General features: G+C 68.6%; 11 protein-coding genes. 5 read left to right on the top strand and 6 right to left on the bottom strand.

What is annotated here, in order from left to right:
• Positions 1 to 57: 57 nt before the first annotated feature.
• The gene (locus IEZ09_RS42185) at positions 58 to 753 is read right to left on the bottom strand and encodes a PP2C family protein-serine/threonine phosphatase (RefSeq protein WP_189259473.1); all 696 of its coding nucleotides are present in this window, start codon (positions 751 to 753) and stop codon (positions 58 to 60) included.
• Between the two features lie 52 nt (positions 754 to 805).
• Here IEZ09_RS42185 and IEZ09_RS42180 point away from each other — a divergent pair, with 52 nt between their 5' ends.
• Together IEZ09_RS42180 and IEZ09_RS42175 are read left to right on the top strand one after the other, a co-directional pair.
• A complete protein-coding gene (locus IEZ09_RS42180; RefSeq protein ID WP_189259472.1) occupies positions 806 to 2,188 on the top strand; it encodes an HsdM family class I SAM-dependent methyltransferase in 1,383 nt (460 codons plus the stop codon).
• 16 nt (positions 2,189 to 2,204) lie between these two features.
• The gene (locus IEZ09_RS42175) at positions 2,205 to 3,155 is read left to right on the top strand and encodes a serine/threonine-protein kinase (RefSeq protein WP_189259471.1); all 951 of its coding nucleotides are present in this window, start codon (positions 2,205 to 2,207) and stop codon (positions 3,153 to 3,155) included.
• Here the strand turns inward: IEZ09_RS42175 and IEZ09_RS42170 are convergent.
• Both IEZ09_RS42170 and IEZ09_RS42165 read right to left on the bottom strand, forming a co-directional pair.
• Complete coding sequence (locus IEZ09_RS42170) at positions 3,061 to 3,921, bottom strand: DNA-3-methyladenine glycosylase family protein (RefSeq protein ID WP_301326495.1); 861 nt, start codon at positions 3,919 to 3,921, stop codon at positions 3,061 to 3,063. The two genes, IEZ09_RS42175 and IEZ09_RS42170, sit on opposite strands and share 95 nt — an antisense overlap.
• Positions 3,922 to 4,061: 140 nt before the next feature.
• Positions 4,062 to 4,775 carry a response regulator gene (locus IEZ09_RS42165; RefSeq protein ID WP_189259470.1) on the bottom strand — a complete coding sequence of 238 codons (714 nt, stop codon included), beginning with the start codon at positions 4,773 to 4,775 and terminating at the stop codon, positions 4,062 to 4,064.
• A gap of 204 nt (positions 4,776 to 4,979) precedes the next feature.
• On the opposite strand from IEZ09_RS42165, the gene IEZ09_RS42160 reads away from it, so the two are divergent.
• Positions 4,980 to 7,385, top strand: coding sequence for an ATP-binding protein (locus IEZ09_RS42160; RefSeq protein WP_189259469.1), 2,406 nt, complete (start codon positions 4,980 to 4,982; stop codon positions 7,383 to 7,385).
• A 30-nt stretch (positions 7,386 to 7,415) separates the two neighbouring features.
• Here IEZ09_RS42160 and IEZ09_RS42155 read toward each other — a convergent pair whose 3' ends face one another.
• Positions 7,416 to 8,195 carry an NAD(P)H-dependent oxidoreductase gene (locus tag IEZ09_RS42155; protein ID WP_189259468.1) on the bottom strand — a complete coding sequence of 260 codons (780 nt, stop codon included), beginning with the start codon at positions 8,193 to 8,195 and terminating at the stop codon, positions 7,416 to 7,418.
• Between the two features lie 123 nt (positions 8,196 to 8,318).
• On the opposite strand from IEZ09_RS42155, the gene IEZ09_RS42150 reads away from it, so the two are divergent.
• A complete protein-coding gene (locus IEZ09_RS42150; RefSeq protein ID WP_189259467.1) occupies positions 8,319 to 9,158 on the top strand; it encodes a helix-turn-helix transcriptional regulator in 840 nt (279 codons plus the stop codon).
• Positions 9,159 to 9,415: 257 nt separating this feature from the next.
• The gene (locus IEZ09_RS42145; RefSeq protein ID WP_189259466.1) at positions 9,416 to 11,044 is read left to right on the top strand and encodes a glycosyl hydrolase family 18 protein; all 1,629 of its coding nucleotides are present in this window, start codon (positions 9,416 to 9,418) and stop codon (positions 11,042 to 11,044) included.
• Between the two features lie 53 nt (positions 11,045 to 11,097).
• On the opposite strand, the gene IEZ09_RS42140 is transcribed toward IEZ09_RS42145, so the two are convergent.
• The gene (locus IEZ09_RS42140; RefSeq protein WP_189259465.1) at positions 11,098 to 12,162 is read right to left on the bottom strand and encodes a serine hydrolase domain-containing protein; all 1,065 of its coding nucleotides are present in this window, start codon (positions 12,160 to 12,162) and stop codon (positions 11,098 to 11,100) included.
• 166 nt (positions 12,163 to 12,328) lie between these two features.
• Positions 12,329 to 13,393 carry a serine hydrolase domain-containing protein gene (locus IEZ09_RS42135; protein ID WP_229813423.1) on the bottom strand — a complete coding sequence of 355 codons (1,065 nt, stop codon included), beginning with the start codon at positions 13,391 to 13,393 and terminating at the stop codon, positions 12,329 to 12,331.
• Between the last annotated feature and the right edge of the window lie 72 nt (positions 13,394 to 13,465).

The following is a 13,465-nucleotide window of genomic DNA, read 5'->3' as shown; positions in this document are numbered from 1 at the left end:
CGAACCACTAACTCATCGGTGGATCCGGGCTCAGGTGCACAAAAGCGCCGTTCATCGTTAGCGCTGCCACCACCTTTTCTTGGTGACGTCTGTGATGACGCAGGTGATGTTGTCGGGGGCGCCGTTGGCGTTGGCCAGGGCGATCAACTGCCAGACAGCCTCGGTGCCGTCCTCGGTGGACAGCAAGGTGTTGTGGATGTCGTCCAGGTCGGCGTAGTCGGTCAGGCCGTCGCTGCAGAGCAGGTAGCGGTCACCGATGGAAGCCTGGTGCCACGACAGGTCCGGGTCGTGCGAGTTGCCGGACTGCAACGCCCGCAGCACGTACGCGCGGCGCGGGTGCACGAGAGCCTCTTCCGGTGTCATCCGGCCGGCGTCGACGAGAGCCTGCACCATGGTGTGGTCGTGCGAGATCTGCCGCAGTTCGCCCTCGCGCAGCAGGTACGCGCGCGAGTCGCCGATGTGCGCCAGCTGGAACGCGAGGCCCTCCCAGCGCATCGCGGTCAGCGTGGTGCCGGTGCCCTGCGGGGTCTCGGCGTCGAGCCTGCGCGCGATCTCGGCCACCGCCGGGCCGAGGTCGCCCCGCCACGCCGCGAGGACGTTCACCGCGATGGCACTCGCCAGCTCGCCGTGCTCGTGACCGCCCATGCCGTCGGCCACGGCCTGCAGGTCGGGGCGGACGTAGACCGAGTCCTCGTTGTGCTCGCGCACGAGGCCGGTGTCGGTCGCCACGGCGATGCGCAGCTCGTGTGTCATACGACCAGTAGACCAGTTGTGAAGTCACTTCACAAGCAATACGGTTGTGAACATGGATGAGACGGTCAATGCCGGGGACATCGCGCGCCTCGCCGACGTGGGGCGGGCGGCCGTGTCGAACTGGCGGCGGCGGTTCGAGGACTTCCCGGCACCGGTCGGGGGGACGGCCTCCAGTCCGTTGTACCTGCTGCGCGACGTCGAGGCGTGGCTGCGGCGCAACGGCAAGCCGTTCCGGGTGTCGCCGGCCGAACGCCTCTGGACCCAGCTGCGGACCGTCGACGACCTCAAGTTCGGCGAGGCGCTCAGCACCGTCGACGCCGACGCCACGACGTTCGAGTTCCTCCACGAGCGCTACCTCGAAGCCCACTCGCGGCTGCTGAACCCCACCCCGCCCGAGGTCGTCGAGCTCGTCACGAGCCTGGTCGGCGGCGACACGGTGTTCGATCCGGCGTGCGGCACCGGAAACCTGCTCAAGGCGTCCAGGGCCCGCCACAAGATCGGGCAGGAGCTCGACCCGGTCTCGGCGGCCATCGCCCGGCGCCGGATGCCCAAGGCGCAGATCATCACCGGCGATTCCCTGCGGCACAACGGAATCCACCAGAAGGCCGACGCGGTGATCTGCGATCCGCCGTGGCACGACCGGGCGTGGGGTCACGAGGAACTCGTCGGGGACGCCCGCTGGACCTACGGCCTTCCGCCGCGCGGTGAGCCGGAACTGGCCTGGTTGCAGCACTGCCTGTCGCTCGCCAAGCCCGGCGGCCAGGTGGCGGTGCTGCTGCCGTCGGCCGCCGCGGCCAGGCGGCCAGGCAAGCGGATCCGCGGGAACCTGTTGCGGGCGGGAGCGATCCGCGCGGTGATCACCGTGCAGCCCGGCCGCGATCTCTGGCTGCTCAGGCACCCCGTTGGCAAGGCACCCGAGCACATCGCGCTGCTCGAGGAACCCGGCCCGATCGAGCCGAACACGCGGGTCATCGACCTGCTGGACGACGACGTCGACCTCAGCCCGGCCCGCCGCAGCCGGACCGACGCGACGGCGTATCTCGCCGCTCAGCCGAACTTCGCCGTCCCCAGCCTGCCTGAGCTGCGCGAGCAGATGGCACCGCCGATGACGACGATCGGCGAACTCGTCCGCAGCGCGCCCGGCACGCACGTCGTCACGTCCCCCACCGGCTCGACGTACGAGATCGACCCGGCCAGGGTCGACCCCGACTTCCTCGAAGGCGTGCTGCGCGCCGCGTTCGCCCGCACCCCCACCGGATCGACGCGCCTCGACGTGCGCAGGACGCAGGTGCCGTCGCTGCCACTCGCCGAGCAACAGCGGTACGGACGGGCGTTCGCGCAGCTCAAGGCACTCGAAGACGGGCTGCAGGAGGCTGCCGGGCTCGTCCGGCTCGGATACGCGGGGTTGCTCGGCGGGCAGATCGGCCCGGCGTGAGAGTTAGGCTTCGCACGTGCTGATCGCCGACCGCTACGAGATCGACGACCTGCCGCTGGGGCGGGGTGGCATGGGTGCCGTGCACGAGGGACGGGACCTGCGCCTGGATCGTCGCGTCGCGGTCAAGCTCCTGCGGCTGCCCGGCAGCGATGACGAGGTGCGGCAACGGTTCGCGCGGGAGGCGCGGATCGTCGCGAAGCTGGAGCACCCCGGAGTGCCTGTCCTGTACGACTTCGGCACCTACGACCAGCGCCTGTTCCAGGTCATGCAGTTCGTCGACGGCGTCACGATCGCCGACCTCGTGCAGGAGTTCGGCCCCCTGCCGGAGGCGTGGGCCGCGACCATCGCCGCGCAGGCCGCCGCCGTCCTCACCGAGGCGCACGAACACGGCATCTGCCACCGGGATCTCAAGCCCACCAACCTGATGCTGTGTCCGGACGGCGCGGTGAAGGTGCTGGACTTCGGCCTCGCGCTGTTGCGGGAGAGCGATGTGGCGCCGTTCAGCCGGGCAGGCCAGATCCTGGGGACGCCGTCCTACATGGCGCCCGAACAGATCCAGCGCGGTACGGCCGAACCGCGCAGCGACCTGTACGCGTTGGGGTGTGTGCTGCACGAGATGCTGACGGGTGAACAGCTCTTCACCGGACCGACGGCGTACGCGGTGTTCGACAAGCACGTCAAGGAAGCACCGCGCCGGCTGCGCAGCGCGCTCGACCCTGTCGTGCAGCGGTTGCTCGCCAAGGAACCGGCGGACCGACCGGCCACCGCGCGAGATGTTTTCGTTGACCTGCAAGGATTCGCGCAGAATCCACCACCGCTTCCCGGATTCGTGCAGGGCGCCTCCGCGGCGGCGCTGTACGCGAGCGTGCAGCTCAGGCCGGGATCCGGTTCACCTCGTGATCACCGGTCGCCCACAGGTGCTGCACCGCGTACGCACGCCACGGTCGCCACGCCTCCGAGCGCCTGACCAGAGCCGCCGGCGTCGACGGCAGGCCCAAAGCCTTGGCCGCCAACCGGATGCCGAGATCGGTCGGCAGGAACGCGTCCGGATCGCCCAGCGACCTCATCGCAATCGATTCCACGGTCCACGGGCCGAAGCCGGGCAGTGTGGCGAGCCACTCGCGCGCGACGGCTCGATCCGCTCCCGGCGACAGGTCCAAACCGGACCGCAGCGCCTCCAGCAACGCGGCCATCGTGCGGCGCCGCGACTCCGGCATCGCGAGCTCCGCGGGATCGAACTCCAGCGGGAACAGGAACAGGTCGCCGACCGGTGTGCCGTAACGCGACACGAGACGCGCGGCGTGCGTGCGCGCGGCCTTCGTCGAGACCTGCTGTCCGAGAACGGCTCTGATGGCGAACTCCGCTCCGTCGACCGTGCGCGGGACACGACGACCCGGTGCGCTCAACACCAGTTGTGCCAACAAGGGGTCGGAAGACAACGCGGCGTCGACCTCGGCCGGATCGGCGTCGAGGTCGAGCAGGAAACGGCAGAGGTCTAGAGCAGTAGCCAGATCCCGCGGGTCGGACAGCTCCACAGTGCACTCGACGTGATCGGTCAAGGGCCGCAAAGCCGCGATCCCGCAACCGAAAGGCAGTCGCAGAGTGCGCCGGTAGACGCCGTCCCTCCACTCCTCGACACCGGGAACGGCGGTGGCGATCAGGTGACCGAACAGGTTGTCGGGGCAAAGAGGTGCCTTGAAGGGCAAGCGTTCCGTGAACCTGTCCAAGCGCATGAACGCAAGCATGACGCCGATCCAACCGAGACGCTGGCGGGAAAAGGACATCATTCTGGACGGGGCCAACCGGGTGACCTGCTTCGCGCCGCGATCCGTCCTGGCTAGTCTGGCTCCTGCGCCGTTGCGAAGTCGGGATTTCAGCAGGGAAGGGCGGCGTCGCGTGCGATGAGAGCGGCTTGGACGCGGTTGTCGCACCGCAGCTTCGTCAGCAGTCGGCTGACGTGGGCCTTGATCGCCCCCTCCGAGAGGTACATGAGCCTTGCGATGCGCGCGTTAGCCATGCCCTGCGCCAGGTACACCAGCACCTCCTGCTCCCGCCGAGTGAGCAGGCTGATGCGGTTGCGCGCGGCGTCACGACGTTCCGAATCGGCACCGGTGAAGTGGTCGACCAGCGCCCGCGTCGCGGACGGCGACAGGATCGCCTCGCCCGCGGCCACCACGCGCACGGCGTTCACGAGAGCGTCGGGTTCGCCGTTCTTGAACAGGAACCCCGCCGCGCCCGCCCGCAACGCCGGGAACAACAGCTCCTCGGTCTGCGGGGTGCACAGCATGATCACCTGCGTGCCGGGGACGTGCCTGCGCACCAGGCGCACCGCACCGAGCCCCTCCATGCCGGGCATCGCCGCGTCCATCAACAGCACCTGCGGCCGGTGGCGCCGCGCGAGCTCGACCGCACCGCCGCCGTCGCCGGCCTCGCCGACCACTGCGATGGTGCCGGACCGTTCCAGCACCCCGCGGACACCGGTGCGGATCAGAACCTCGTCGTCGGCGATGCCAACGGTGATCGTGCGCGGCTTGTCCACCAGCTGCAGACCCGTGCTCGCCCACGAGGTGCTCGTCGTCAACGTCATGCGCACTCCCTGTCAGACCGGACCAGTCGCCAGTTTGTTCCCGAACGAGGATCAGGGGAAGACATGCATAACGAGCACGTTGCGAACCGTCTCGCGCGCACAGACGTGTAACGGGTTGCACCCGGCAGGTCACCACCCGCGACCTGCGCTTTTGTCGGCCCGAGACGGCGAGGACCCGCCGTTACGGCTGGAGGAGAGGACATCATGACCAGCACCGGACGTTGCGCCCTGTGCGACGGCACGCTGCCTCCCGCCACCTCCGAGCAACGCAGGTCCTACTGCTCCAACGCCTGCCGCCAAAGGGCCTACCGCCGTCGTGCCGCCGCTCCCGCACCCGCGGCGGTGAGCAGGCAGAACCTGCGCGTGCTCTCGAACCTGCCCGCCGCGCGCGACACGTTCGTCGGCCGCCAGCAGGAGCTCACGAAGCTCGACCAGCTGTTGCGCAGGCACCGTCTCGTTACGCTCGTGGGCAGTGCGGGTGCGGGTAAGACCCGGCTCGCGCTGGAGGCCGCCGGCCGGTTGCGGCGCGGCAGGACGGACCGGGTTCTGCTCGTCGAGCTCGGCGAGGTGCGTGCTTCCCAGGACGTCATGCCGGCCGTCGCGCACGCGCTCGGCGTCGTCGCGCACGCGGACGAACCGTTGCGCGACACCGTGCTGGAAACGCTCGTGAACATGAAGGTCGTCGTGGTCCTCGACAACTGCGAACACCTTCTCGACACGTGCGCGGAACTCGTCGACCTGTTGCTGAACCGCTGCCCCGGTGTCCGGGTGCTGGCGACGTCGCGCGAGGCGCTGTGGATCACGGGTGAGGTGAGCTTCCAGGTCGAGGGGTTGCCGGTGCCGTCGACGGACCGCGACCTCGTCACGACGGCGGCGCCGCGTTCCGAGGCCGTGAAGCTGTTCGTGGACCGGGCACGCGAGCGCAAGCCCGACTTCCGGTTGACGCCGGCGAACACCGCCGCGGTCGCCTTGCTGTGCGCCCGGCTGGAGGGCATGCCGCTCGCGATCGAGCTCGCGGCGCGGTGGGTGCAGCTGTTGCCCGTCACCGACATCTGCGACCGGATGGACGAGCCTCTGGAGCTGCTGACGCTGGGGTGCCGGAAGTCGCCGTCCCGTCAGCGTTCTCTGCGCGAGGCGATCGACTGGAGCTATCAGCTGCTGGATCCGGACGAGCAGTTCGCGTTGCGGCGGCTCTCGGTGTTCGACGGCGGCTTCGACCTGGCGGCGGCGGCTGAGGTCTGTTCGTCCGAGCGGTCCGCCGAGCCCGTGCTGGACGTGTTGTCGCGCTTGCAGGCCAAGTCGTTGTTGACGGCGATTCCCGGCACGACCCGGTTCCGGCAGCTGGAGACGGTTCGGTTGCACGCTCGGGAGAAGCTGGTCGCCGCGGGCGAGCTCGATGTGGCCTACGAGGCGTTGGCGAGGTGGTTCACCGACCTGTCGGACGTGCTGATCACCGCGCCGCTGTCGGTGCCGTTCGACGTTCAGGCCAAGCTCGACAACCACGTCGACAGCCTGCTGGGAACCGTGGAGTGGGCTGCCGAGCGTTCGGACGAGAGGTTGCTGCTGCTGACCTCCGCCCTGGCCGACTGCACGGCGCGGCGCGGACTCCTCGGACAGGCTCGGGTGATGTTGCGGGACGCGTTGCGGCGTCCGTCCACTCGGGACGATTACCGGTGCGTCGCCCTGAACCACGCCGCTCGTTTCGCGGCCGAGCAAGGAGATCACACCGAGGCCGTCGAGCTGTCCGGTGAGGCCTCCCGGTTGGTGCAGCCGTTGGAGCACCCGGCGTTGGCGATGAGCTGCCGCAGCACGTTGGCGGCCGTGCAGCAGTCTTCCGGCGAGTGGGAGGCGTCAGCCGAGAACAACACCGAGTGCCTGCGGGTTGCCGAGTTGCTGGGCGAACCTCTCGCCCGTGCGACCTGTTTGGTCGACTTGGCTCGTACGGCGTTGTCTCTCGGAAAGCACGAACGGGCCGAGAAAGCAGTCATGAAGGCGTTGCCCATCTCGCGCGCATCCGGTGTTCCCGCGCGCATCGCTTCCGCGTTGAACACGCGTGGTGTCGTGGCGTTGGTGCAGGGCGACCTGGACGAGGCCACGCACGCCTTCCAGGAAGCACTGCGGATGGACGGCATCAACCCGTTGACCGCGCCTGACGCCCTCGAAGGGTTGGCCGTGGTGGCGTTGATGCGCGGTCAGGCCGAGCGCGCACTGCGGCTGGAGGCGACCGGGCGCGCTTTACGCCGGTCGGTCGGTGTGGTGCCGGATCCGTTCTGGGCGGAGAAAGTTGCTGGAGCCATGCGCACCGCACGGCTGATGCTGCCTGCTGCGCGCGCGGACGCCGCTGCCACGCCGTTGACGGCGGCGGAGACCGAAGCCTTCGTCCAGGACGAAGTGTGGCTCGACCGCACCGCGGCTGACGACTCGCTGGACGACGGTGAGCGGCGGGTGATCGCGTTGCTGGCCACCGGGCTCACCAACCAGCAGATCGCGAACCGGCTGGGCGTGTCGGTGCGGACGGTGGCCTCCCGGTTGCAGCGGCTGCGCGAGAAGCTGGGGCTGCAGAGCCGGGAGGACATCGCCGCGTGGGGCGCGGAGAGGGCGATCGGTTGAGCCTGTAAACGTTTACTCACAGTTGACAGTTCAGGCGCGCACGTGCAGCCCGAACCCCGTGCGCCCCTCGGGCTCCAGCCCCTCCTTCAGCTGCAACGAGGGGATCTCGTAGTCACCGAAGTTCTGCCGCCGGAACGGGATCGGCTCGGTCGACTCCAGCGCGAGCAGACGCTGCTCCCAGGCCTTGGCGACGTCCGCGTAGTCCTCGGCGGTCATCCGGTCGACGCCGTACAGCAGGAACGGCGGCAGCGACTCGATGCCGGGGTAGTAGAGGATGCCGTGGTGGATCGGGAACAACAGATCCTCGATGGGCCCGTTGATCCCGCGCGCGGAGTAGTGCGACTCCGGACCGCCCAAGGTCACCGACAGCAGCGCCTTCTTGCCGGCGAGCGTCCCTTCGCCGTAGCGCTCGCCGTACTTGGTGGCGCTGTGCTCGCCGACCCCGTACGCGAACCGGTAGGTGAACACCCGGTCGAACCAGCCCTTCAGGATCGCGGGCATCGTGTACCACCACAGCGGGAACTGGAAGATGATCGTGTCGGCCCACAGCAGTTTCTCCTGCTCGGCGAGGACGTCCGGGGTGAGCGTGCCGTTGGTGAAGGCCCGGCCGGAGTCCAGGGCGACCTTCAGCGGGTTCGAGGCGTCCGGCCCGTAGTCGGCGGCGTCCACCACCGCCTTCCAGTTCATCGCGTACAGATCGCTCACCCGCACCTCGTGTCCCGCACTCTCCAATGTGGACACGGCGAGGTCCTTCAGCGAGCCGTTGAGCGACTTGGGCTCAGGGTGGGCGTAGACGATCAGCGTCTTCACGGGAACTCCTTCGGATCAGGTACCTCCGATCCTGGGCACTCGCCCGTCCGGCGTTCAGGGCCTGGACTTCCTGGTACTGGCAGGACCACCCGCGCCGGTGGTTCGGCAGCCATACTGGAGGCCGTGGACGATCTTGCGGGCTTCCTGCGAATCCGGCGCTCCCGAGTCGACCCGGCCTCCGTCGGCATTCCCACCGAGAGGCACCGCCGGGTCTCGGGCCTGCGCCGCGAGGAGGTCGCGCATCTGTCCGGCGTGAGCGTCGACTACTACGTGCGCCTGGAGCAGGGCCGCGCCACCCAGCCCTCCGAGCAGGTCCTGGACGCGCTCGCCCGCGTCCTGGGCCTCGACGAGACCGAACGCGAGCACCTCCACCGGCTGGCCAGGCAGCGCCGCCGCCCCGCGAAGGCGCCGAGCGGCCGGGTGCGGCCCGAGCTGCTGCGCGTCCTCGACCTGGTGGTCGACGCACCAGCGCTGATCATGAACCACCGCCTGGACGTGCTCGCAGGGAACCGCCTCGCCGGGCTGCTCTACAGCGCGCCGTTGCAGGGACTGAACATCGCGCGGCACATCTTCCTGGAAGACGAGAACCTGTACGCCGAGTGGGACAAGTGCACGCTCGACGTGGTCGGCCACCTGCGGCTGGCGGCGGGCAAGTACCCGGACGACCCGCGGCTGGCGTCGCTCATCGGTGAGCTGGCGATGGGCAGCGAGCGGTTCCGGCGACTCTGGGCGCGCGCGGACGTGCGGGCGCGTGCGCACGGACGAAAGACGTATCGGCACCCGCTGGTCGGGGTGTTGGAGTTGCACCAGGAGAACTTCGCGCTGCCGGACGAGTCGGGGATGGAGCTGCTGGTGTTGTCGGCGGCTCCCGGCAGTCCGGCCGAGGACGGGCTGCGCCTGCTCGCGAGCCTCGGCGAGGCGACCGGCGTGCCGGCGACGAAGGTAGACCCTGCTCGCAGCTGACGGGGCCGAGAAACTCTTTGGCATTGAACGAAGTTGGGGCCGACCGTCCTCTTTGTGCAGTCGCCGGCACGAAACACGCCCCGAACAGCCTTGGTCTCGGAAGACCTCAATCGTTAACCAAGTAGACCGAAACCGGACAACGGCCGTCCTGGAACCGTTTTCGGACTACTCCGTTCGAGTGACGGCAGAGGTCTAGACCTTGACCGTCGAGTGGTCTGGACCACATCGTTCCGGTACCCCTGCGACTGAGGAGACCGATGTCCAAGTTCCGATGGCATCTTGCTGCTCTCTTCGCGGCCGTCGCCGCGATGGTCCTCGGCATCGTCGTCGTGCCCGCTGCTAGCGGTGCCGGTGGCGTGTCCGCCACGTTCTCCAAGGGTTCGGACTGGGGAACGGGCTACGAGGGCAAGTACACGATCACGAACAACAGCACGGCGGCCCTGACGTCGTGGACCGTCGAGTTCACGCTGCCGGCCGGCCACAAGGTCGGTTCGCTCTGGGACGGCAGCTTCACCGCGTCCGGCCAGGTCGTCACGGTCAAGAACACGTGGAACGGCAACGTCGGTGTCGGTCAGTCGGCGAGCTTCGGCTTCAACGTCTCGTACACGGGCGCGTACTCGGCGCCGACGAACTGCAAGCTGAACGGTGCCTCGTGCGACGCGGGCGGGACGAACCCGACGACCACGACCACGACGTCCACCACCACCTCCACTACGACCACCACCACGACGACGACCACGACCGGTCCGCCGCCACCTCCCGGGAAGATCAACCTGGGCTACTTCGCGGAGTGGGGTGTCTACCCGGCGCGCAACTACCAGGTGAAGAACATCGACACCTCGGGGTCGGCGTCGAAGCTCACGCACATCAACTACGCGTTCGGCAACGTGTCGAACGGGCAGTGCACCATCGGTGAGTCCTACCCCGCCCTCGAGAAGGCCATGACGGCGGCGGAGAGCGTGGACGGCGTCGCCGACACGTGGGACCAGCCGGTTCGCGGCAACTTCAACCAGCTGATGAAGCTGAAGAAGAAGTACCCGCACCTCAAGGTGATCTACTCGTTCGGTGGCTGGACCTGGTCCGGTGGCTTCGGTCAGGCCGCGAGCAGCCCGAGCGCGGCGGCGGCGTTCGCCGAGTCCTGCTACAAGCTGCTCGAGGACCCGCGCTGGGCGAGCCTGTTCGACGGCATCGACATCGACTGGGAGTACCCGAACGCCTGTGGTCTGTCCTGCGACACCAGCGGCTTCTCGGCGTACAAGACCCTGATGCAGGCGCTGCGGGCCCGCTTCGGCTCCAACTACCTCGTCACCTCGGCGATCACCGCTGACGGCTCCAACGGCGGCAAGATCGACGCGGCCGACTACGGCGGCGCGGCGCAGTACATCGACTGGTACAACGTCATGACGTACGACTACTTCGGTGCGTGGGCGGCGCAGGGTCCGACGGCTCCGCACTCCCCGCTGACGTCGTACAACGGCATCCCGACGGCCGGTTTCAACGCCGAGGCGGCGATCACCAAGCTGCGCGGCAAGGGTGTGGCGGCGTCCAAGCTCCTGCTCGGCATCGGCTTCTACGGCCGCGGCTGGCAGGGCGTCACGCAGGCGGCTCCCGGCGGCACGGCGACCGGCCCTGCGCCCGGCACGTTCGAGCAGGGCATCGAGGACTACAAGGTCCTGAAGACCAAGTGCCCCGCCACCGGCACCATCGCCGGCACGGCCTACGCGTTCTGCAACGGCCAGTGGTGGAGCTACGACACCCCGCAGACGATCGCGAGCAAGATCTCCTGGGCACGTGGCCAGGGCCTCGGTGGCGCGTTCTTCTGGGAGCTCACGGGTGACACCGCGAACGGAGAGTTGATCACAGCGATGAGGAACGCCCTCGGGTAGTTCCTCACAACGCCGGGAGGGGAGCTGGGTCAACCCAGCTCCCCTTTTGTGTTTCAGCAGAAGGTCGCGGAGAGCAGCTTGTCGAGCGCGGGACGCGGGTCGCCGCTGACCGGCGCGGTCGTCGCGGACATCACCAGGCGGCGCCGGTTGTCCGCCGTGGTGAGCAGTTCCGACGAGAAGCCGGGGATTCCGCCGCCGTGGCCCCAGACCTGCTTGCCGCACACGGTCATCACCTTGATTCCCAGGCCGTAACCGGGGCTGACCTCGGTGGTCCTGGTGAGTTCCGCCTGTTGCGCGGGCTTGAGCAGCTTGCCGCTCGTCAGTGCGACGACGAACGTGTCGAGGTCACGAGTCGTGGAGACGATTTCTCCTGACGCGCCGGTCACCGACGGGTTGATGTGGGTGATGTCGGACGGTTCGCCGTTCGCGGTCCAGTACGCGTGGGCGTGCGGTCCCCTGATGTCCTGGCTGTCTCCTGGCAGGTAGGTGCCGTTGAGCCGCAACGGCTTCAGGATCCGCCGCTCGATCTCGTCCGCGTACGACCTGCCGGTGAGCTTCTCGATCAGCAGGCCCGCGACGATGTAGTTGGTGTTGGAGTACTCCCACTTCGTGCCGGGCGGGAAGTTGAGCGGCCGTTCCGCGGCGATCGCGACGAGTTCGCTCGCTTCCCAGTGCTTGTCGCGGATCGGCTCGAACCCGTCGGGGCTCAGCGGCAGCGCTCGGGTGTAGCTGAAGAGGCCGCTGGTGTGCTGCAGGATCTCCCGCACCGTGATGTCCTTGCCCGGCAACAGGTCTGGCAGATAGCGGGCGACCGGCGCGTCCAGCTCCACCTTTCCCTCTCCGGCGAGCTGCAGCACGACCGTCGCGACGAACGGCTTCGTGATGCTGCCGATGCGGAAACTTCCGTTGTGCGGCACCGGTGTGGTGGTGTTGAGCTCGGCGGCGCCCGAACGGGCGGTGAACTGCTGCCGCCCGTCCGTGACGCGCACCTGGACGCCGAGCGCTCCCCCGCCCGACGTGAGCTGGTCCATCGCCTGCTGGACGGCTGTCCGGTCGACGTCCGCCTGGGCGGTGGCGACGAGCAGGCTCGCCGCCGTCACCATTGCTGTGATCAACATGCGGTCCACGATCGCGGCCAGAGCCGTTCGCCCGCTTCGTGGATCGTCCTTAAGGGACCCCTGGTTCTAGCCGAAGACCTTGCCCAGCAACCTGAAGTACCCGTCAGAGGGCTCGCGGCCGTGGCGAGCAGGGTGGCCGCGGTGAGCGCGGCCACCGGTTTCACGGTCAGCAGAAGACCTCGTTGAGAATCGCGTTGTAGCCCGGACCGGGGTCGCCGGGCGTCGGCGCGCTGGTGGCCGAGAGCTCCAGGCGCTTCTTGTTGTCCGGCGTGGTCAGCAGCTCCGACGAGTAGCCGGGGATGCCTCCGCCGTGCCCGACGACCTTGGTGCCGCACGGCAGGGTCTGCACGCTCAGGCCGAGGCCGTAGTCCGGGCTGACCGGCGTGGTCTTCACGAGCTCCTGCTGCTGCGCGGGCTTGAGCAGCTTGCCGCTCGTCAACGCCACGATGAACGTGTCGAGGTCGCGGGTCGTCGAGATCATCTCGCCGGCGGACCACGCCACCGACGGGTTGATCCGGGTGATGTCGGACGGCTTGCCGTTGGCCGTCCAGTAACCGTGCGCGTGCGGGCCGTTGATGTTCGGGTTGTCGCCGGGCACCTCGGTGGCGTTGAGGTGCAACGGCTTCAGGATCCGCTGCTCGACGGCCTTCTCGTACGGCTTGCCCGTCAGCTTCTCGACGAGCAGGCCCGCGACGATGTAGTTGGTGTTGGAGTAGCTCCACTTCGTGCCGGGCGGGAAGTCGAGCGGCTTGCTGGTGGCGATCGCCACCAGTTCCCTCGGCTCCCAGTGCTTGTAGCGGATCTTCTCGAACTCGTCCGGGTTGAGCGGCAACGCGTTCGTGTAGTTGAAGAGGCCGCTGGTGTGCTGCAGGATCTGCCGCACGGTGATCTGCTTGTCGATCAGGCCGGGCAGGTAGCGGTCGACCGGGGCGTCCAGGTCGACCTTGCCCTCACCGGCGAGCTGCAGCACCACCGTCGACACGAACGTCTTGGTGATGCTGCCGACGCGGAACCGGCCGTCGAACGGTACCGGCCTGTCGCTGTCCAGCTCGGCCTTGCCCGAACGGACGGCGAAGCGCTGCCGTCCGTCCGTCACGCGGGCCTGGACGCCGAGCGCTCCCCCGCCCGACGTCAGCTGGTCCGCGGCCTTCTGGATGACGTCGCGGTCGGCGCTCGTGTCGGCCGACGCGACGCCCGCGGTGGTCAGGGCCAGCAGGCTTGCTGCGGTCACTGTGGCTACCAATCGAATCCCCATGACAGCCACCCTTCCGCTGCCGGGCCGAGGGCGCATCGGCCTCAGGGC

The organism is Lentzea flava (assembly GCF_014648475.1).
GTDB lineage: Bacteria > Actinomycetota > Actinomycetes > Mycobacteriales > Pseudonocardiaceae > Lentzea > Lentzea flava.
Note: the sequence above shows the minus strand (reverse complement) of the source record. Positions and strands in the feature narration are given on the sequence as shown.

Bases quoted from the DNA above. Each gene is read 5' to 3' on its own strand.
- IEZ09_RS42185 (WP_189259473.1), bottom strand. From the start codon at position 753: ATGACACACGAGCTGCGCATCGCCGTGGCGACCGACACCGGCCTCGTG.
- IEZ09_RS42180 (WP_189259472.1), top strand. From the start codon at position 806: ATGGATGAGACGGTCAATGCCGGGGACATCGCGCGCCTCGCCGACGTG.
- IEZ09_RS42170 (WP_301326495.1), bottom strand. From the start codon at position 3,921: ATGCGCTTGGACAGGTTCACGGAACGCTTGCCCTTCAAGGCACCTCTT.
- IEZ09_RS42165 (WP_189259470.1), bottom strand. From the start codon at position 4,775: ATGACGTTGACGACGAGCACCTCGTGGGCGAGCACGGGTCTGCAGCTG.
- IEZ09_RS42160 (WP_189259469.1), top strand. From the start codon at position 4,980: ATGACCAGCACCGGACGTTGCGCCCTGTGCGACGGCACGCTGCCTCCC.
- IEZ09_RS42145 (WP_189259466.1), top strand. From the start codon at position 9,416: ATGTCCAAGTTCCGATGGCATCTTGCTGCTCTCTTCGCGGCCGTCGCC.
- IEZ09_RS42140 (WP_189259465.1), bottom strand. From the start codon at position 12,162: ATGTTGATCACAGCAATGGTGACGGCGGCGAGCCTGCTCGTCGCCACC.